Annotated in this window: 14 protein-coding genes; all 14 read right to left on the bottom strand. The window is 48.8% G+C overall.

The genetic code is table 11. The features are described 5' to 3' along the window. Window positions 1–20: 20 nt before the first annotated feature. Window positions 21–3,461, bottom strand: a complete 3,441-nt coding sequence (locus tag FTO70_RS12935) for a DNA polymerase II large subunit (RefSeq protein ID WP_255336168.1) — start codon at window positions 3,459–3,461, stop codon at window positions 21–23. 61 nt (window positions 3,462–3,522) lie between these two features. Continuing rightward, window positions 3,523–3,762, bottom strand: a complete 240-nt coding sequence (locus FTO70_RS12930) for a hypothetical protein (protein ID WP_255336194.1) — start codon at window positions 3,760–3,762, stop codon at window positions 3,523–3,525. Window positions 3,763–3,805: 43 nt separating this feature from the next. Then, on the bottom strand, window positions 3,806–4,897 hold the full coding sequence (locus FTO70_RS12925; protein ID WP_255336167.1) for an L-threonylcarbamoyladenylate synthase: 1,092 nt from the start codon (window positions 4,895–4,897) through the stop codon (window positions 3,806–3,808). Window positions 4,898–5,037: 140 nt separating this feature from the next. Then, complete coding sequence (gene rbcL / locus FTO70_RS12920) at window positions 5,038–6,324, bottom strand: type III ribulose-bisphosphate carboxylase (RefSeq protein ID WP_255336166.1); 1,287 nt, start codon at window positions 6,322–6,324, stop codon at window positions 5,038–5,040. Between the two features lie 315 nt (window positions 6,325–6,639). Continuing rightward, window positions 6,640–8,598 (bottom strand): hydantoinase/oxoprolinase family protein, encoded by a 1,959-nt coding sequence (locus FTO70_RS12915; RefSeq protein WP_255336193.1) that lies wholly within the window; start codon window positions 8,596–8,598, stop codon window positions 6,640–6,642. Between the two features lie 1,357 nt (window positions 8,599–9,955). Continuing rightward, window positions 9,956–10,327, bottom strand: a complete 372-nt coding sequence (mnhG, locus tag FTO70_RS12910) for a monovalent cation/H(+) antiporter subunit G (RefSeq protein WP_255336165.1) — start codon at window positions 10,325–10,327, stop codon at window positions 9,956–9,958. Further along, a complete protein-coding gene (locus FTO70_RS12905; RefSeq protein WP_255336164.1) occupies window positions 10,327–10,599 on the bottom strand; it encodes a cation:proton antiporter in 273 nt (90 codons plus the stop codon). The genes mnhG and FTO70_RS12905 overlap by 1 nt, the downstream gene beginning before the upstream one ends. Next, window positions 10,596–11,093: a Na+/H+ antiporter subunit E gene (locus FTO70_RS12900; RefSeq protein ID WP_255336163.1), complete on the bottom strand. Its 498-nt coding sequence runs from the start codon at window positions 11,091–11,093 to the stop codon at window positions 10,596–10,598. The genes FTO70_RS12905 and FTO70_RS12900 overlap by 4 nt, the downstream gene beginning before the upstream one ends. After that, complete coding sequence (locus tag FTO70_RS12895) at window positions 11,090–12,658, bottom strand: proton-conducting transporter membrane subunit (RefSeq protein ID WP_255336162.1); 1,569 nt, start codon at window positions 12,656–12,658, stop codon at window positions 11,090–11,092. The genes FTO70_RS12900 and FTO70_RS12895 overlap by 4 nt, the downstream gene beginning before the upstream one ends. Next, on the bottom strand, window positions 12,655–13,080 hold the full coding sequence (locus FTO70_RS12890; RefSeq protein ID WP_255336161.1) for an NADH-quinone oxidoreductase subunit K: 426 nt from the start codon (window positions 13,078–13,080) through the stop codon (window positions 12,655–12,657). The genes FTO70_RS12895 and FTO70_RS12890 overlap by 4 nt, the downstream gene beginning before the upstream one ends. Beyond that, a complete protein-coding gene (locus FTO70_RS12885; RefSeq protein WP_255336160.1) occupies window positions 13,073–13,528 on the bottom strand; it encodes a monovalent cation/H+ antiporter subunit B in 456 nt (151 codons plus the stop codon). Before FTO70_RS12885 ends, FTO70_RS12890 begins: the two co-directional genes overlap by 8 nt. Then, on the bottom strand, window positions 13,528–15,948 hold the full coding sequence (gene mbhE, locus FTO70_RS12880; RefSeq protein WP_255336159.1) for a hydrogen gas-evolving membrane-bound hydrogenase subunit E: 2,421 nt from the start codon (window positions 15,946–15,948) through the stop codon (window positions 13,528–13,530). The genes FTO70_RS12885 and mbhE overlap by 1 nt, the downstream gene beginning before the upstream one ends. Window positions 15,949–17,101: 1,153 nt before the next feature. Next, window positions 17,102–17,599 carry an archaeal heat shock protein Hsp20 gene (hsp20, locus tag FTO70_RS12875; protein WP_255336158.1) on the bottom strand — a complete coding sequence of 166 codons (498 nt, stop codon included), beginning with the start codon at window positions 17,597–17,599 and terminating at the stop codon, window positions 17,102–17,104. Between the two features lie 52 nt (window positions 17,600–17,651). Further along, a complete protein-coding gene (hsp20, locus tag FTO70_RS12870; protein WP_255336157.1) occupies window positions 17,652–18,179 on the bottom strand; it encodes an archaeal heat shock protein Hsp20 in 528 nt (175 codons plus the stop codon). Window positions 18,180–18,311 lie beyond the last annotated feature (132 nt).

The following is an 18,311-nucleotide window of genomic DNA, read 5'->3' as shown; positions in this document are numbered from 1 at the left end:
CGCAGACCCGGTTCTTTTCATCAGCGCGCAGACCCTGACATGAAATCAGAAAGTCCGAGCTGTTTGACCTTATGGTTCTCAAAAAGAGAACGGATATCAAGGTCCAGGAGCTCGATCCTTTGCCGCGTATAACTGGAAACACCGTACCTTTCCGCGATTTCTTTCGAGACCTCCAGGTATTTGCGGACCGCTCCTTCGTGCACGGTCAGGACCACATTGCCCCCGCACTTCGGGCAGGCCCCTGTAAGGGGTGGGCGCCTGAACTTCTCCCCGCATTTGATGCAGCGCATCCTCTGCCTGGAAAAAGAGCGGAGGTTTCCGATGAGGTCAGGGAGGAAGTGGGACTTGAGCACCCTTTCTGCTACGTCCGGAGCGTCCACGGCCCGGATCCTGTTAGCCAGGGAAAGCTGGGCTTCCATCTTTTCGATCATGCTCCCGAGGGTCTTGTACGAAGAGTTAAGGGGACCCGCAGCGATGTCTGTGGTATCGTGAGTGAACATGAAATGTTCGTACTGTTCCGGGGTCCCCAAGCGGCCGCTCACAAGGTCCATTATGCCCTCGAGCTCGGTTGGGTTCTTTATATCCAGAGTTGCCCTGTAAAATTCCAGGGGATAGCGGGCAGGCACGTCGATATTGTGGGCTTCCTTGTCCACCTCTTTAGGGTCGATCCGCGTGGTGAGCACAAGGGGGGCATCCATCTTTCCTCCCCTCTTTTCCGGAAGGTAGGACCTGGAGAAGTTCAGGATCCCGTCCATAAGAAGCATGATGCAGTCCTCGTCCCCGTCACAGTTCCGGCGCTTTGAGGCATGGAAGAAAGGATGGGCATAGCCAACGGATGCTTTCGTGAACCCCACGAGGCGCCCGAGCACCCCTGCGGAGGTATGAGGAGCAAGCCCCATAAGCAGTTCCCCGACCAGGTCATAAATTGTTTCCGCATTGTAGTAGGGCTCGACCTTGTAATACTTCACAAGGAGGTCGTCCACATACCGGGCTGTCCGCAGCATGTACTCGGCCCCGTCATAGGAAATCACAAGGTCCTGGACCTTCAGGCAGACAACCTGGTCGTCCCTTTCCAGAGGCTTTCCGCAGACGTCTTCCCTGTACCCGAGTTCCCGGAGTTTAGCTGCCGTAATCCCGAGTTCATCGGCCCGGATGTGGGTTAAGGGAATGTCCGACATATCGTAGCGGATGGTCCCGTCCTTGAAGGTGTAAACGTCATGTTTTGCCCGCAAAATCCCCTTTTCCAGGGGCTCGGGGGTCATCTGCCCGTTCATGAGCCGCTTTACCCCCTTGATAATGCCCATTTTTTCCCGTTCCCCCACATTCTCAAAAGCCTTCTTGTAAACGGAACGGAAATCCAGTTTCACGTTTGCAACAGAGGTCGGCTTTCTCCCGCATTTAGGGCAAACCTCTGCACCCCGGACATCAATCTTGCAGCGGGGACAGGAAAGTTTGGGCTGTGTATACTCTCCGCAGTCGCAGCGCCAGAAATAACTCTCTTTCCCGCATGCAGGGCACTGCCTGAGCCCCATCTCCACTTCAATCTCCCCCACCTTCGCGTTCATGGAAGCCGAATAGTCAGACGCGGACACCAAGTTCCGGGTAATTCCCCCGGCATTGCTTATAGGGAAAAGCACCTGGGCCGCGGGAGACATCTTGCGCAGGTTTGACTTTTCGGGCCTGCCCATCCTCGCCCCGATCCTTGAGGGGGCCCTGGGGTAGACCTTAAAACCGCTCAGGAGGTTTACAGCTTCCACCATATCGTCGGTTTCGGGCATGCAAACCTTTTCTTCCAGGGCCTGGCCAAGCCCCAGGCAGAAAATGAACGGGAGGGCTTCTTCAATCAGGATTTCCCCGTCCTTTACCCGGTGCAGCACCAGGAGTTTTTCGAGCACGAGCTTGACGCCTCCTGCCCGGGCAGCCTCCAGGGGCAGCTTCAATATGCCGGTTTCGGGGGAATAAATCCCCGTTTCAATTACAAAAATCCTGAGGATTTTGAATTCCGCCCGGTTTATGTCATGCCAGAGGTAGGTAAACTTCGGATGAAGCGGGACCCTGAACTCCCCGGAAAGCCTGATGGCCAGGGCTGCAGAGGGGTTTTTCAGTTCTTCTTCGGGGATTTTTTCAGGGCAGGCTGCTTCAAAGTCATAGTGCCACCATTCAAAAACGTAAGGAGAAGGCATAAGAGGGTGGTTGTTTTCCAGGAAATCCCCGTAATTTATCAGGATCTCCCCGATATCCACGATTACCTCCACCTGGGGCCGGAGAGCATAGGCCTGGTCTATATTATCTATGCGGACAAGGTCTCCGGAGAAGAGGCGCACGGTTGGCCCCTCAACGGAATCCACAGCCGACATGGCCGCAGCTTTTCCCGGCCTTTCAACCTTGAGCTGGGTCCCGTTGGTGACAAAGTCGTCAAGCAGCACCATACCTGAGGGATTCATTCCGGCAGCCGCAAAGGAAGTGTTTCGGGACCGCCCGTAACGCAGCCTGAACCCCCCGGGCCTCGAAGGATGGGAAAAGACAGGCCTTCCGGCAATCAGGTCCCTTATGTACTTGTCCTTGGGCTTGATCTTGTTTTTCTGCTCATCTTCTGCACTTCCCCCACTCTTTGCGCCCCCTATAAGTGTCTCCAGCCAGTCCCAGCCGTCCATTTTCAGCTTGTTCACATGCTTCTTGACCTTGGGAGCCTTAAGGGCAAGCCCTTCGGCAAGCACAAGGCACATCCCGCCCCGGACGCGGTTGGTCCCTATCCGTTCCAGGTCCCTGTGCCCCTCAACCTCGGCTTCTTCGGTAGGGTCCCCGTCAATGCAGACCGGGCAGTTCCGGACTATCAGGCGGATCTCATCTTCCGAAGGGGTGTACTGCAGGCTTGCAACCCTCTTGTAGAGCAGGATCTCTTCCACATAACGTTCGACTTCCTCGGGCCTGGGCTTGTAACGGTCAATCCCGATCCCGCGCCGCACGTAATCCCCCACAAGCACGGAAAGGGCCTGGGCTGTCCCTCCGGCACTCCTGATGGGCCCCGAGTAAAATATCCGGATGTACTGAGAACCGTCATCGTTTTTTCCGAGGTCTACCTTGTCAATGCCTTCGATAGGAGCCGCAACCACCCCTTCGGTCAGGGTAGCCATAGAGACCCGGATTGCAGCTTCCACTGCATCCTTTTTTGTAGGGAAGTCCCCAACTTCCCCTTCGGCCACCTGGCGCCCGATCTCAAGAGCAGCCTCTTCCCTGGACATCTTCGTCTCAAGTTCCCGGAGCTTTGAAGCGACTCCCTGGACTCCGATAAGGTTCTCAACCCTATCTGCAAGGTCCTTTGCTAGAGGAATTTCGACAGTGGGTTTGGGGTCTCCGCCCCGGGCCCGGGCCCTGTTTGCAACCTCAATGGCTTCTTTGAGCATGGCTTCAAGCCCATCGAAGTATTCATGCATTTCCTCACTTGCTATTGTTTCACCCATGTCAGAAAACCTCTTTCCCGAAAAAACCGGGGGAATCGTTCATTTTATAAATCTTTCATATTTATCTCGGCCTGCGCGCAGACCAGGAGGCAGAGATACCTGAAATTGCAGTCACGAAGAAGACAAAGACCCCGGTCCAGAGAAGATAGTACCCGACATCAATGCCAAAAACCTTTATGTTAAGAAACGTTAAAATCAAGCCTGCAGCCAGCACCACAAGGTTGACCCTGTTTATCTTCTTATTTTGTTCCATGACTTTCTTGTAAGCCCGCGTTTTTTCCATGTTTTCCTTTTTTTCCACTTTCAAGGATATCCCTCCAGAAATGTTTTTACCGGGCCCGGCCTCAAACCGCAAACCGCAGCGAAGAAGCTTCCCGAAGCCTGTTAAGGAGTGCAGTTCCAAGTCCCCCGGCACTGAAAGAACCGTCTGCCAGGATAACATCAAGCCCTTTTAGATCAAGAGCCCTGAGCCCTTCAAAGAGCTTTCGGGCAGCCTCTATAGGGTCTTCCCGTGACCCGAGCAAAAACCGCTCTTCTCCCGAAAGCCCTTCAGAAACAAGGAAGGCTGCACTTTCCTCACTGAGCAGGAGCCCGACCTTCTGCCCGTCGCTCATGTAACTTTCCAGCAGCTCTCCGAGTTTTTCCGCAACGGAGTCACCTTCCCCTTCCACAAGCACGACAGAGGTGCAGGGAGTGTAATGCGCATACTTCTGCCCTGCACGTTTTTCAAGGGTATTTTCTCTGGCCCCGGCCTCAGCCCCCTGGTAGCCTGCCCGGACCGGCCCTATGACTATTTCCAGCTCTTCGATCCCGATAGCTCCGGGCCTGAGGACCAACGGAGGCTCGACAGTCATGTCGACAACAGTGGACTCAAGCCCGATAGCCACGCCCCCGCCGTCTATCACAGCATCAACCCTGCCTTCAAGGTCAGCCAGGACGTGGTCCGCCGAACTGGGACTGGGCCTTCCCGAAAGGTTTGCACTGGGAGCTGCCAGAGGAGCCCCGGCCCTTCTTATGAGTTCCAGGGGGACCCTGTGGTCGGGCATGCGAACCCCAATGGAAGGAAGGCTACCCGAAGTAATCGCAGGAACCACGTCACTTTTTTCAAGAACGATAGTCAGGGGCCCCGGCCAAAAAGCCTCCATAAGCTTGAAAGCCTTTTCCGGGATGTTTCTGGCAATCTTTCCCAGGTCTTCCCTGGAATGGACCAGCAGGCTCAGGGGGTTTCCCGGAGGACGCGCTTTTGCCTCGAAGATCTTCCGGACAGCTTCGGGGTCGAGCCCGTCAGCCCCAATCCCATAGACAGTTTCCGTGGGAAAGGCAACAGTCCCACCTCTCCTGATAATCTCCGCCGCCTCCTCAAGGACGGCATCGAAATTCTCTTCCGAGACCCTGAAGACCCGGGTTTTTATTTCTTTTCCGTTTTCCGCCTGCACTGAAGAAAAACCCCTTTCTGGTTTTTTGTTCCTATCTATTCCTGCTTTCAAGAGCTTATTTTTTGAACCGGTTAATTTTATGGATCAATTTACCGTTAGATCCAATTTACCGTTAGATCCAATTTACCGTTAGATCCAATTTACTTTTTGAGCCACTTTTCAAGGGCAGCCTCAAGTTCTTTTCGGCCTTTTGCGTACTCTTCCAGGCTGACCCCTTCCAAGCTTGCTTCGAGCGCCTGCCTGCAGGCTGTGGCCCCGGCTGCCGTACCCATGGGATGGGCATGGATCCCGCCTCCGAACTGCATGATTACGTCTTTTCCGAAGATGGAGTACAGGTCAGGCACCATTGTAGGAGCAAGCCCGCCTGAAGCTACCGGGAACATCGGTTTGAGCCCTCCCCAGTCCTGGGCCAGGACGTTCTGGCTGGGATCTGCGGGTACGCTGCCAAGTACGCACTGGTCCCTGAGAGCCAGGACCTCGCTCTTTTCCCCATGCATCTTTCCGACAACGGTCCCGATGTGGAGCTGGTCAAGCCCGATAAGCCTGCAGAGCTTGGCCACGAGCAGCATGCTTACGCCGTGGCGGGGGTTTCGGGTAAAAGCCGAGTGCATGCAGCGGTGGGCATGGAGCGCCAGGCCTGCATCTTCAGCCTCTTCCCTGAGGGTCTGAAGGGCAGTCCAGCCCGCAGGTACGATATCGATCATGGCATAGCTGGCCCCGAGGTCTTTAAGGACATTCAGGCGCCGGACCATTTCCCTGCAGGTGGGAGCTGTTATGTTGCAGAGGTACATCTTTCGCTCCCCGGTCTCGGTTTCAGCCTTTTTTGCGAGTTTCAGGGTGAGTTCTGCCCGCTTTTCAAACCCGTTGAACTTCTGGTCCGTCAGGTTCTCATCATCCTTGACAAGGTCGCAGCCCCCGGCAAAAGCATTGTAGGCGACTTCCGCGTGCTTTTCGGAGGTCAGGCCGACCTTTGGCTTGACGATGGTCCCTATAAGGGGGCGGTCCTGCACATCCACGATTTCCCTGACCCCGGGCAGCCCGAAGTTCGGGCCCTTAAACTCTTTCAGCATGGCTTTCGGGAAGGTGATGTCCTGCAGCCGCAGGTTATCCACGATTTTCATGCTGAAGATATTGCCTGCAACCGCACTCAGGACCTGGGGGACGGACCCGAGTTCGAAGAGCTCTTCCGAATAAGCCACCCGGACGGTCTTTGCCTCTTCATCCAGGTAAAAAACATGGGGTTTCAGTTTCGCTGCAAGTTCGGGGCTGAGGGTTGCAATTTCAGTCCAGGAGTCAATAGAGCTTTCTCCTGCCATATGAGTGGAAGCTTCCTCAAAACTCACTCCTGCAGCCGGTTCGATGTGGAATTCACAGACCATGTCTGTATCTTTCGGGCTGTATCCCTGGTCTACGTAGTCCCTGCGCATTTTGTTTTCTCCTGATAGTATTAGTAAATTAACTATTAAATTAACTGGCGATTTAATAATATTCCCTGGAGATCAAATAATATTCACTTGTAATTTAACAGTAATGTCGCTTCTGATTGAAGGAGGTAACTGAACTTAAACATAAATTTGTTTATCCTGAAGCCGAAGTTCCCGGGGAAAAAAAGCCGAAAAAAGAAACAGGATTCAGTCAGTCCTGAAGAAAAAAGGAGAAAGAGGCCCGGGAAATTTAGAGGATCCGGGACTCTCTAAAGCCTGAAATAGCTAATTTGCAGGGTCGTTAACTTTCAGGGTTCATTACTCTTCCAGTTTCAGGGGGCTTCCCACCCCAAGGCCTGTGAGGCGGGTTTCTTTCAGGGCCCCGAAGCCGGGATTGATATCTTTCCGTTTAAGGTCAAAACGGACCTGCTCCTTCTGGAGCCCGTACCCGTCCATGTGACTGAAAATCAATTTTTCCATCAGGTCGAGCCCATAATCTACGGCTTCCCCGTAGTTGTCCGCAACCACCCTTTCTTTTTCCGAAAACACATGGTACTGCTCGGTTCCGGCACCTGCAGGCCGGATCAGGATCTCACTTCTTTTGATGATGTTGCCTACAAGCGCCCCTACGGCGTTGCCCACCTCGTGGAACCTGGGGACCCTGAAGTCTGCATCTATGAATTCCTCAAGTTCGGGCAGGTAAGCTTTGACCGGAGCCCCGATCATAACCACAGGGATATTAATCTTGAACTTTGTAAACCTGGAACTGGAAAGCAGTTTTTCAAGGTCTTCCCGTTTGAAATCTTTTGCAAAAAACGCCATCAGGTCAAGGGCAATATTTTTCGCAAAGGTCCGCTTTATTTCTCTGGAAAAGCCTGCAGGGTCCAGACCCAGATAGCTGCCTAGCAGCCCTGCCCCAAGCTGCGAAGCTTCACTGTTCCAGGCTTCATATTCCCCGAGCACGTGGAGGGCGTCTGTAGGAGTGAAACCGATATGGTAAACGCAACGCTTCTGGACCAGGGAACGCAGGGCTTTTACGAATTGCAGTGGATGCTTTCCTACCGTTTCTGCGATTTCGGATACGGAAACAGGCTCGTACCCTATGGCGTCGAAGATCTGCCTCTCATAATTTTCAAGTTCGAACTCTATAGCGTAATTAAGGGCCTGGACATCCTCTTCGGATTCCGGCTTTCCGCTCCTTACAAAAAAGCTTGTGGGCTGGAAAATGTCATCCATTATCCTGTCCGAAGGCTTTTCGGTTTTCCTGAGCTTATCCGTAAGGAGGGGGTAATCCGTTGCCGCAAGGCAGAGTGGGATGACCCTGTTAGGGCCTATGCAGAGTTTTCTCTGCACCCAGACATGACTGTCCCCTCCCATGGCGGAGGTCCTTATCCTGACGGCTCTGACCATTGTCTTCCAGCTGCCCACAACAGCCCCGTTTTCACTGATTTCGGGGATTCCGTCATCTATAAGGGCAATATCCGTGCTCGTGCCCCCAACGTCGACAGCCACGCAGGTCTTCAAGCCACTTATATGGGCAGCCCCTACAAGGCTTGCGGAAGGGCCTGAAAAAATAGATTCCACAGGCTTTTCCAGGGCTTCTTCGATCCTGGCAAGAGAGCCGTCACATTTCATGACCATCAGGGGAGCAATGATGTTTCTCGTCCCCATTACCGAGAGGACTGCCCGGATAAACTGGGAAGTTATCGGGATCAGACGGGCGTTCAGGACTGCCGTGACCGCCCTTTCGTAAGCCCCGAGGCTCAGAGAAAGCTCATGTCCGCAGACCACGGGCTTGTCGGTCAGGCGTTCAATAGTTTCTTTTACGGCAAGCTCGTGTTCGGGGTTCCGGATAGCAAAATAAGATGATACCGCATAGGAAAAGAGCCTGCCTCTGGTGCTGTTCACGAATTCCTCCACAGCTGCCAGGTCAAGGTATCCAACCTCATTTCCTTTTGAATCATGCCCTCCGTCTACGGAAACCATATCCCTTGCAGGGACATCCCCGTTTACGGTATAGCCGGCGAGGACAAGCCCAGAAGGATGCCCTTTTCCTTCCAGTGTGGAGTTTGTGGAAAGCGTCGTGGAGACGGAAACGAGCTTTATTTCCTTCAGGTACTCCGGTTTCAGCCCTGCAATTACATTTTCTATTCCTTCGACCAGATTTGAATGTGTGGTTAGTGTTTTGTAAGAATCAAGGATGCCGCCGTCTGAGAGATCCATGATCACGGCATCAGTATATGTGCCACCAGTATCGATTCCCAAACCGAGTTTCATAATTCCCAATTTATTTTCGAAGAAATATAACATAGCCGATTATACTTTTTGGAGGGGAGGGGATTTTGCAGGGGGGTGAAATATTGAGGGGTATGAAATAATAGAAGGGGCAAAAAACAGGTAATTGAAATAAGGAGAACAGAAATAGAGAAACAAAATGGAAAAAAGGAAAAATCCGGAAAGGCCCGAAAATAACCGGCAGGGCAATTAATTTTCTTAGAGCAAGAGAATTCCTCTTCTTATATTATAGTATCCGCAACCAGCTCTTTCTCGCCGGAGGCAAATATCCACAGGTTATTGCTGTTTCCTTCACTTTATAGAAATTGCCTGGGTTTTTTGTTTGTGGGTCTATGTAATTGTGGTCTTGTAATTGCAGGTCTTGTAATGTGGTACATTTATCCGGAATAAGATACGCACGAAATAGAGGAAAACTGCAAATAACCCGTGGGATGATGTAAAAAGGATAGTTTTTGCAACCACCCTTTTTTACCGGAAGCTACTCCCTATTAAGGGAGGCAGCATTTAATACTGGAGTAAAGCCCCTGATGGGCCGGAGCGTTTTTCTTGGGAGAGAACTATACAGATGCAATATTTTTCTTGAGCGGCATCTCATTATGGAGAGGGCCAGGGTTTTACCCGGAAACTCCTGAAGCAGCGCCATAACTTCTGAAGCATTACCAGCATGTTGTGGTGGCTACCGTTGGGGGTCTATTTTTCTTTCCGGCTCTGATCCGTTTTTCGATCAGCTTTTGATCCTTTTCAGACCCGGTTCTGGTCCGTTTTTAAGACCCTTTTCCGGTCTCATCCAGACCCGGTTCTGGCCGTTTTAAGATCACTTTCCAATCTTGTTCAGATCCGGTCTTACCCGATTTAAGAGTTACTCCCGGACATGTGAACGTGCAGGCCCTGCATGTTCCGGAAGAGGAAGCCTGAATAATTCCGGGTTTTCTGGCATAATAAAATAGGGCAGGAGAATATATAGCATAAACGATATTGTTTTTGAAAAAGCGAACAATATTTTATCCTCGTAGAAAAAGCATTAAGGCCCTTATTTTAAAAAAGATGATTTTTACAGGACAGAGGATTTATTCCTGCAAGGAATACATCCGTACCCCCAAATATTTGAAGCCAGCAATTTTTGCAGGGGAAAATTCAGGGAAAGTGCAAAAACCGATTCTTAAAAAAGAGCCCACCAATTTCGGCTTTGAGTATACGAATTTGAAAACATGAATTCATGAAAAATTAAGCATTCACAGGGGAAAACAGAAAAACGAACCAAAAAGAAATCAAAGAACTAGAAAAGCGTTAAAAACAAAAAAAAGAATGAATGTGTTTGGAAAACACACCCATTTTATCTTTACTTTTTTCTCTTTGGCACCTCTTGCGGCCCGTGTTCCGGTCCGTATTCGTCCAGGCAGGTGCCTTCGCAGAGTTTAACTCCGGAGTGGTAAGCTGCCTTGCCGATCATGTGACCTGAGATGGGAGCCGTAAGCAGGATAAAGATCGCTACGGTAAACGCCTTTACTCCCATGGGAGTATAACCCGCCTGGATGATGATGCTCAACAGAACCCCAAGAGCGCCCAGTGTTGCAACTTTGGTCGTTGCATGCAACCTGTTGTATACATCAGGCAGACGCAGCAGGCCGAGCATTCCAAGACAGAGGAATATGAGCCCTACCACGAGGAAGAAAATACTGAGCGCATCCAGTATACCCGCGATTATGTCCATTACAGCACCTCCCCTGTATCAAGATACTTTGCTACTATTACCGTCCCCACGAAGGAGATGATTGAAAGCAGCATAGCAACGTCCATAAGGAAGATCGAGTTCCCCTGGAAAGCGTAGAGGGCAAATATCATTGCCAGGACATTACCCACGGCATCTGATGCAGCAATCCTGTCCGGAAGGGTCGGGCCGTACAGAACTCTGTACGTACTCGGCATCAGAGCGATCACCATCACGATCAGTGCCAGGAAATCTGCCTGTTCCAGTGTAATCATTCGAATGCCTCCAGCACATAATGTTCAAGGTCGTCTCTTATGGAGTCACGGATGGCCTGGGGATTGGTTGCATCGATAGAATGCACATAGAGGATCGACTTGTCATCCGAAATGTCCACGGTAAGGGTCCCGGGGGTAAGGGTAATGGTGTTGGCAATACCCGTAATTCCGATATTGGTTTTAGTCCGGATAGGAACCGCGATAATTCCGGGTTTGATGTCTATCGTGGGTTTGATGACAATTTTTGCGACTGCTATGTTGGCCTTTATGATCTCCTTGATCAGGACGTAAAAATACATGAGTTTCTTTGGAATCTTTGAAATCCAGTCTCCAGTGGGGTGTATCACCTCATCCAGCCTGTACAGCTCGCTGAAGGGAGCTACTACTATGAATCCAAAGAGGAGACCAAGAAGCACACTACCAAGGGTTATTTCCCCGCTAACAAGACACCAAACAACCGGAAGTGCCATATAAGTAATTGTACGACGCTTCATCTGATCACCCTCACTATTACTGCATCAATATAAGGCTGCGGATCAATTATCTGGCTCGCAATGGTCTGTGAAAACTCCACGACAGGCTCAGGATACAGTCCAACGATCAGCACAATCGCTGCTAGGAGCAGGATTGGAGCTACAATCAGGGGGGACAGTTTGTGGTGAGAATATTCTCCGTACTGCGCATCTCTTTCTCCCCAGAATATAAGCATCCAGCCTCTGAACATGTAGAAGAGGGTAAAGACTGCAAAGATCAGAGCTATTGCGATGGGCAGGTAGAACTGCGCTCTAAGACCTGCATCAAAGAGCAGGAACTTGGAGATGAATCCTCCCATAGGGGGCACTCCGCCAATGGACATGGCTCCCACAAGGAAAGCAGCACACATCATAGGAGCTTTATTGATCATGCCTCCCATCTGGCGCATATCCCTTGTATCGGCAGTGTGGATGATTCCACCCGAGGTAAGGAACAACATGCTCTTGGCAAGTGCATGGTTTATCAGGTAGACCACGGACGCGCCAAGTAATAGAGTTGCAGCCTCAGTCTCCCCGGCTACGTTTGCCATTGCTGCCATTCCAAAGCCTAAGAAGACATATCCTATCTGGGATACACTGGAATAAGCCAGCATGCGCTTTACATCCGTCTGCCCTACTGCCGAGGTTGCTCCAAGGGCCAGGGTGACCAGAGCCATGAAGAGAATGATTGGCCCGTACACTGCCTGGAAAGGAGCAAACATCATAAAGAGGACCCTGAGTATACCATAAGCTCCGATCTTTATGATCACACCACTGAGCATTGCACTGATCGGGGATGGAGCTGTGGGGTGCACATCCGGAAGCCAATAGTGCAGAGGGAACATTGCTGCCTTACCACAAAATACAATGATAAAGAGCAGGCCCACTGCATACAGGTGCCATGGGACAGTCCCTGCCTCGGCAAGAATCCTGATCTTAAGGGTAATGTCTGCTATGTTCAGGGAACCGACTGATGCGTATAGTGATGTGACTGCAATCAGCATCACATTACCCCCGAGAATGTTCAGGACCAGGTACTTCATTGTAGCTTCCATCTTGTCCGAAATCTTCGTAACCTTTGAGGTTTCGTTTGCAACTATCAGAGCTGCCGAGGAAAGCAGCATTATTTCGAAGAAGACGAACATGTTGAAGATATCCCCTGTCAGGAATATCCCGTTGATGCCTGCAAGCATCAGGTTGTAAAGGGAGTGGTAGGTCTGGTTAAGGGATTTATCTTCTATGTAATCATAGGAGTAAATCAAGCCCAAAAAGCCAATAAAGCAGTTCAGGAAAACCATCCCGGAACTCAGCACATCGGCTACAAGTACGATTCCGTACTTTCCGAACTCTCCTACATCATATGCAATAATTCCGCTGTTCCAGACGGTTATGATCAGGAGCACGCTTAAGCACAATAAGCCAAAGCCAACTATAATGTCGATTACCTTTTGCAGCCCTGGACTGCCTTTGGTCAGGATTGTGACCGGAGCCATTAACAGAGGGATAGCAATAAGGAGGATCGGCAGATTGTCCATTAAAAAGCTCATTCCCGAAGCCTCCTGAGTTCCTGAACATCAATAGTACCGTATTCTTCGTTGACGCGGTAGCAAAGAGTCAATACGAATGCGGTGGTTGCAAGCCCGATCACAATGGCTGTGAGCACGAGGGCCTGCACAAGAGGGTCCACGAATTCTGTATACGGATTGGTTGTTATCGGCCCGAGAATTCCAGCTGCCAGGTTATCGTTATAGATAAGGCCCTGGCCAAGACCTTCTACAGCCTGCTCATGCTCCAGAATCGGTACAAGGGTACCGTCGCTGAAAACTCCACCTCCGACGATATACAGGTTAATGGCATGGGAAATGATACCGAAACCGATGATAACTTTCATCATATCCCTGCGAAGAATCAGGAAAGTTCCTATCCCGAAGAGCAGAGCGATTGTAAGCTCAAGGAAAAAATTATTCATGTTCTCCCTCCGGGCCTTTGTCGGTTCCTAATTTAGTTGCAATAAACAGCAGACCTCCAACCACTACAAAGTACACACCAAGGTCAAAGAACATCGATGAGACCATTTCAAGCTCAAACAGGTGTATACCTCCTATTTCTACGGGAATGAAATCAAAGGCGCTTCTGAAGTACTTGTGGCCTGCAAGTAAGGGAGACCAGGCAGTTATGCTTGCGAACAGGAGTCCGTATCCAAACCACATGTGCCAGTCCGGGTTCCAGATTTTCTTGATATCATCAAACCCGTATGCGACGTAGATAAGTCCAATCCCAGCCGCACACAGCACACCGCCGATGAAACCTCCACCTGGCCTGTTACCTCCTATAAGCAGCAGATCGATTGAATACAGCATATCAATCATCAAACAGATCTTTGCGATTGTTTTGGTAATTACCGTGGTGCCGGCCATTATTCCTTACCTCCCTTCACCTTTTTTGCTCTGCTCAGGATAAGGCTGTACACCCCAAGGGCTGCCAGGGAAAGGACCGAAATTTCTCCGATGGTATCATACCCTCTGAAGTCCACGACTATCACGTTAACTACGTTAAGTCCGCCGGTCATTGCCAGAGCCTTCTCTATGAAGTAGTAATTGAAGGTCTCGAAAGGTGACAGAACCCCCATGTTTGCGTTTAACATTACGGCAAGAACTCCAAATGTGACAACGCCTGAGAGTAGCAAGTTCACCATAACCTTACCTGCCGGCATAGGCTCCTTGAACTTCTGGGGGATCTTCATGAGTACCAGGATGAAGATAATTGTAGACAATGTTTCTACACAAACCTGGGTCATTGCAAGGTCAGGAGCTTTGAGGTATATGTAAAGGAGGGATACCAGGAAACCAAGCTCGGAGAGGGATATGACTGCAGGCAGGTATCTCGGGAGAAGCGCAGCACCAAGCGCTGCCACGATCATCAGAGAGTACAGTACAATTTCATAAGGCTGTGCATCAAAGTTAATCCCTGCAGGCAGGATGCTGCCAACCCCTACTCCCATGCCTATACCGAACTTATAGACCGGCCAGAATATCAGGAAAGCCATAAAGAGCAGTGTCATCTTGATATATACTCCAATGGGCCCTGGCTGGGTAAACGCTGCGAACTTGTGGGCTATGCCTTTTGCGTTGTTTACGATTGCATCATACCAGTAGTTCACGCTAATCCAGGGGAGCTTGGCGTTGAAGCTGTTCTGCCAGGCAGCGATTGCATCGTAGAACTTGTAGAGCACAAGACCGAGGGCAAAGGTTGCTATCGTCATCAACAGCGGCGTGGTAATTCCGTGCCACAGCTTTACGTGCAGGTGTTCGGCACCCGGGACCTGACCGCTGTAAGCAGGCTGGATCAGGGTTTCAACCGGGAACGTGGGGTAGATCCCGAAGAAGATGATCAGGCCTACAAGGAAGACTGCGGGAGCCAGCATGACCCAGGGAGCGTCGTGAATATGGTGGGGGACATCGTGGTCATGGGTCCTCTCTCCGAGGAAAATCCCGTCTATCAGCTTAATGGAATACATAAGGGTGAACACACCACCGGCCACTGCAACAGCGGGGAAGACAAAGGCCCACGGGCCTCCGTAGGTTTCCGAAACCAGCTCTCCGATTTCAAGAGATGTCTCATAAAACATTTCCTTGCTCAGGAAACCGTTTAGTGGGGGGACACCTGCCATCGAAGCCGCTGCAATCACTGCCACTATAAACGTTTTTGGCATCTCCTTACGCAAACCACCCAGTTTTCTTATGTCTCGAGTGGTCGCCTCGTGAGCCACAATACCCGCCACAAGGAAGAGGGTAGCCTTGAAGGTGGAGTGGTTCAGCAGGTGGAAGGTTGCTGCAGCAAAACCCAGTCCCGGGTGTTCGGCCGTACTGTACCCATACATGGTCATCAGGTAGGCCAGCTGGCTGATTGTCGAGTAAGCCAGGATGGCTTTGATATCCGTCTGCCGGAAAGCCAGGAAACCAGCCATAACCATGGTGATCATCCCTGTTCCGGAAACCAGGATAAGCCATTCGGGGGTACCCGAAAGGATGGGGTGCATCCTTGCAACCAGGTAGACACCTGCCTTGACCATTGTGGCAGAGTGCAGGAAGGCGCTTACGGGAGTCGGAGCTTCCATGGCGTTGGGCAGCCATATATAGAATGGGCCCTGAGCAGATTTGGAAGCAGCTCCTAAGAAGATCAGGATAAGGGTTGCAACGTAGAACTCGTGTCCGTGGAGAATTCCCAGGAGCTCAGGATTCTGAGCTACTTCCGAGATCCCGTAAGTACCTGTAATAACCCTGAGCATCAGGAAGCCAGCGAACATTAAAAGTCCGCCACCGGCAGTTATCAGGAAAGCTTTGGTTGCGCCGTATACGGATTCTGGTCTTTCTCTCCAGTATCCGATAAGCATGAAAGATGTTATACTAGTCAGTTCCCAGAAAATAAACATCTGGATAGTATTATCCGTATAGGCAATGCCCAACATGGCACCCATGAAGAGTAAGAGCCACTGGTAGTACCTCGGCAGGTCTTCCTTTGTGGACATGTAACCGTTTGAATAGGACATGATGATAACACCAACGCCCGAAACGATTAACGCCAGGAGAACGGCCAGCCCGTCTCCGTAAAAATCTAAGGATAGACCAGCTGCTGGCAACCAGTTCCACGAACCCTTTACAGGGGTACCAGCCATAGCGTACGGGATCACCTGGGCATTCAACACAAAACAGGTAAATGCAATACCTGCTGAAATCCAGCCAATCCTCTGTTTAAATACACTATATAATACGGGTAATGTCCATGCAAGTATAAATGGTAAAAAGACAGCTATTAATATCGCATTAAATGGATCCATGAATCATCAACCCAACCTCTGTGATTTAGTTTTATTGTTAATAAGTTATAGGCAGGTCCAAAAGTTTAATCCAGAATTCAATCCACATAGAAAATAAAGATAGGATGTAATCTTATATTTTCCTCAGCGTATACTCTTTTGTCATATAGTAAAAATGTTTCGGTTTTTGTTTGACACATCATCAGTATCAAGCAAACTAATTTCCACTCAAATCAGCGCAAGAAATTCTGCTCTGAGAGTCCCTTATACAGCCTTACCTCCTCAGAAAAGGACATACATTTCCGTGTCAGTTTATATATAAATATTAATTTAATTATATTGTTAATAAGATTTCATCGGAATAATTAATTAAATAAATAAATAAGTTGCCCTATATTCAATAAAATTTATTAAAAGAGGTAAATAAAAGAAGGAAGCAAGCTCCAAACTGAAAATAGGATAATGAGGACTAATCGTAAGGATATTTAATTAGTTGTCTTAATAAAAATACATAAGATATTATATTAAAAAGAGTGGAAACTTATTAAAAAATAAATCGAAAAAATAAATTTATTATAATTTAAAAAGAAAAGGTTTTCAGAAAAAGCATAATTTTGATAGATCGATTGACGAAAAAAAGAAGATTTGGGCGAAAAAAATTAACAAAAAGGAAAAGAGTATATCTAAAAGATGTTCCCAAAAACAGGGCATAAAATCAAAACTTATCCAAAAACCCGAAAGATATTCTTAAATTTCAGGAAGGAAAATAAAATAAGATATTTATTAAAATTTTAAAGGATTTCGCAAAATTTACTGAAACCTGCCAAATCATCTCATAAAGAAGAATGAATAAGGAAAAACAAAAGAAAATTTAGATTTACCTCAATTAAAGGAAAATAAAAAAATATTAATTTACATTTGCAGGGTTATTTGATTGGGTTCATATTTTGTACAGAGTTTTTAGCAGAGTTTTGCAGGGTTATATTTTCCGGGATGTTTTACTATTTTATAGTTTTATCCTATAGATTCATTTTATAGTTTTATTTTATGATTCGCCCTATAGTTTTATTCCAGAGTTTCATCCCGTAATTAATAATCTTTACCAGCTGTCAGTCTACATCTATTATCAATCTACATCTATCAGTCTATACCTACTGTCAGCCTACATCTACTGTCAGTCTATATTTACTATAACTGAACCCTCTTCCAGATTCCGCCTGAAGGTCACTTCAAGCACTCCGTTTTTGTAGCTGGCCTTTGCACTCTTAGGATCCACTCTAACCGGAAGTTCCACTTCTTCCGAGTAATCGGAAGGGCCAGATACCTTAATTTCAAGAATCTGGGCTGTAGCCTGCAGGTGAATGTCTTCTTTTTCCGCTTCAGGGAACTCTGCGAGTACGTGAACCGTCTCTCCGTCTTCAAAGACGTCGATTATAGGCTCTTTTGTTTCAGGGGAGAAGAAATCCTCCTCTTTTGGGGAATATTCCTGGGTGTTCCCGAATTCCCGGATCTCGGGATCTTCCCCCGGGCGGTGAATGATAGAGAACCCGTAGACAAAGGGAGCGGATTCTCCCATTTCTTCCAGGAGGGCTTCGATCATTTCTTCGAGATTGTCAAAAAGTTCAGATCCAAAGTCTTCAAAGAAGTCTTTTCTTTTTCTTGCGCCCACCATTATTACCTCTTATTTTTCCAACGCTTCCGAAAAATTTCACTCAACATCAAACTCACTCGATATCGATTGAAGTCCGGAAACCGGATTCCAGCCGCTTAAAAGTAACTTCCAGAACACCGTTATTGTATGTGGCTTTTGCGCTCTGGGGGTCCACCTTTACGGGCAGTTCCACACGTTCGGAATATTTTGGATTCCCATTTACAGTTTCGATTTCAAGTATTAAATCAGTTGCGTTCAGTCGAATATTTTCTTTCCCGATTCCGGGCATTTCTGCAATTACATGCACGGTTTCTTCGGTTTCCAGCACATCGATAAGAGGTTTCCTCATATCAAGGTAGTTTCTTTCTTCTCCATCTCCGGTCTCTTCAAACATCGGGACATGCCCGAATTCCCGGATTTCAGGTGCCTCCCCGGGACGCTGGGTCATGGAAAAACCATAGACAAAGGGGCGATTCTCGAAATGATCCACGTTCATACCCATAACCCTGCTGATGCGCTCAAACATTTCTTCCATGTCCTGCAGAGGATCGACTCCGAAGATCTCATCAAAAAAACTTTTTCTCCTATCTTTTTTTACCATACAATCACTCCATTATTAAATCAACCGTTCTAAAGTAAATTGATAGTTAAATCCGCCATATTATTTAAAAGTCAGAATATCAAATGTCAGAGATTAAAATAGTCAGACCATTAACAGTCAGACACGATCGAT

It is taken from the genome of Methanosarcina sp. KYL-1, assembly GCF_024372725.1.
Classification (GTDB): Archaea; Halobacteriota; Methanosarcinia; order Methanosarcinales; family Methanosarcinaceae; genus Methanosarcina.
The sequence above is the reverse complement of the archived record's forward strand: the minus strand, read 5'-3'. Positions and strand labels throughout refer to the sequence as shown.

What these genes read in the sequence shown, in the direction of transcription:
- hsp20 (WP_255336158.1), bottom strand. Translation starts at nt 17,599, where the DNA reads ATGGTGGGCGCAAGAAAAAGAAAAGACTTCTTTGAAGACTTTGGATCT.
- hsp20 (WP_255336157.1), bottom strand. Translation starts at nt 18,179, where the DNA reads ATGGTAAAAAAAGATAGGAGAAAAAGTTTTTTTGATGAGATCTTCGGA.
- mnhG (WP_255336165.1), bottom strand. Translation starts at nt 10,327, where the DNA reads ATGGACATAATCGCGGGTATACTGGATGCGCTCAGTATTTTCTTCCTC.
- FTO70_RS12915 (WP_255336193.1), bottom strand. Translation starts at nt 8,598, where the DNA reads ATGAAACTCGGTTTGGGAATCGATACTGGTGGCACATATACTGATGCC.
- FTO70_RS12905 (WP_255336164.1), bottom strand. Translation starts at nt 10,599, where the DNA reads ATGATTACACTGGAACAGGCAGATTTCCTGGCACTGATCGTGATGGTG.
- rbcL (WP_255336166.1), bottom strand. Translation starts at nt 6,324, where the DNA reads ATGCGCAGGGACTACGTAGACCAGGGATACAGCCCGAAAGATACAGAC.
- FTO70_RS12935 (WP_255336168.1), bottom strand. Translation starts at nt 3,461, where the DNA reads ATGGGTGAAACAATAGCAAGTGAGGAAATGCATGAATACTTCGATGGG.
- FTO70_RS12885 (WP_255336160.1), bottom strand. Translation starts at nt 13,528, where the DNA reads ATGGCCGGCACCACGGTAATTACCAAAACAATCGCAAAGATCTGTTTG.
- FTO70_RS12895 (WP_255336162.1), bottom strand. Translation starts at nt 12,658, where the DNA reads ATGAGCTTTTTAATGGACAATCTGCCGATCCTCCTTATTGCTATCCCT.
- FTO70_RS12900 (WP_255336163.1), bottom strand. Translation starts at nt 11,093, where the DNA reads ATGAAGCGTCGTACAATTACTTATATGGCACTTCCGGTTGTTTGGTGT.
- FTO70_RS12890 (WP_255336161.1), bottom strand. Translation starts at nt 13,080, where the DNA reads ATGAATAATTTTTTCCTTGAGCTTACAATCGCTCTGCTCTTCGGGATA.
- mbhE (WP_255336159.1), bottom strand. Translation starts at nt 15,948, where the DNA reads ATGGATCCATTTAATGCGATATTAATAGCTGTCTTTTTACCATTTATA.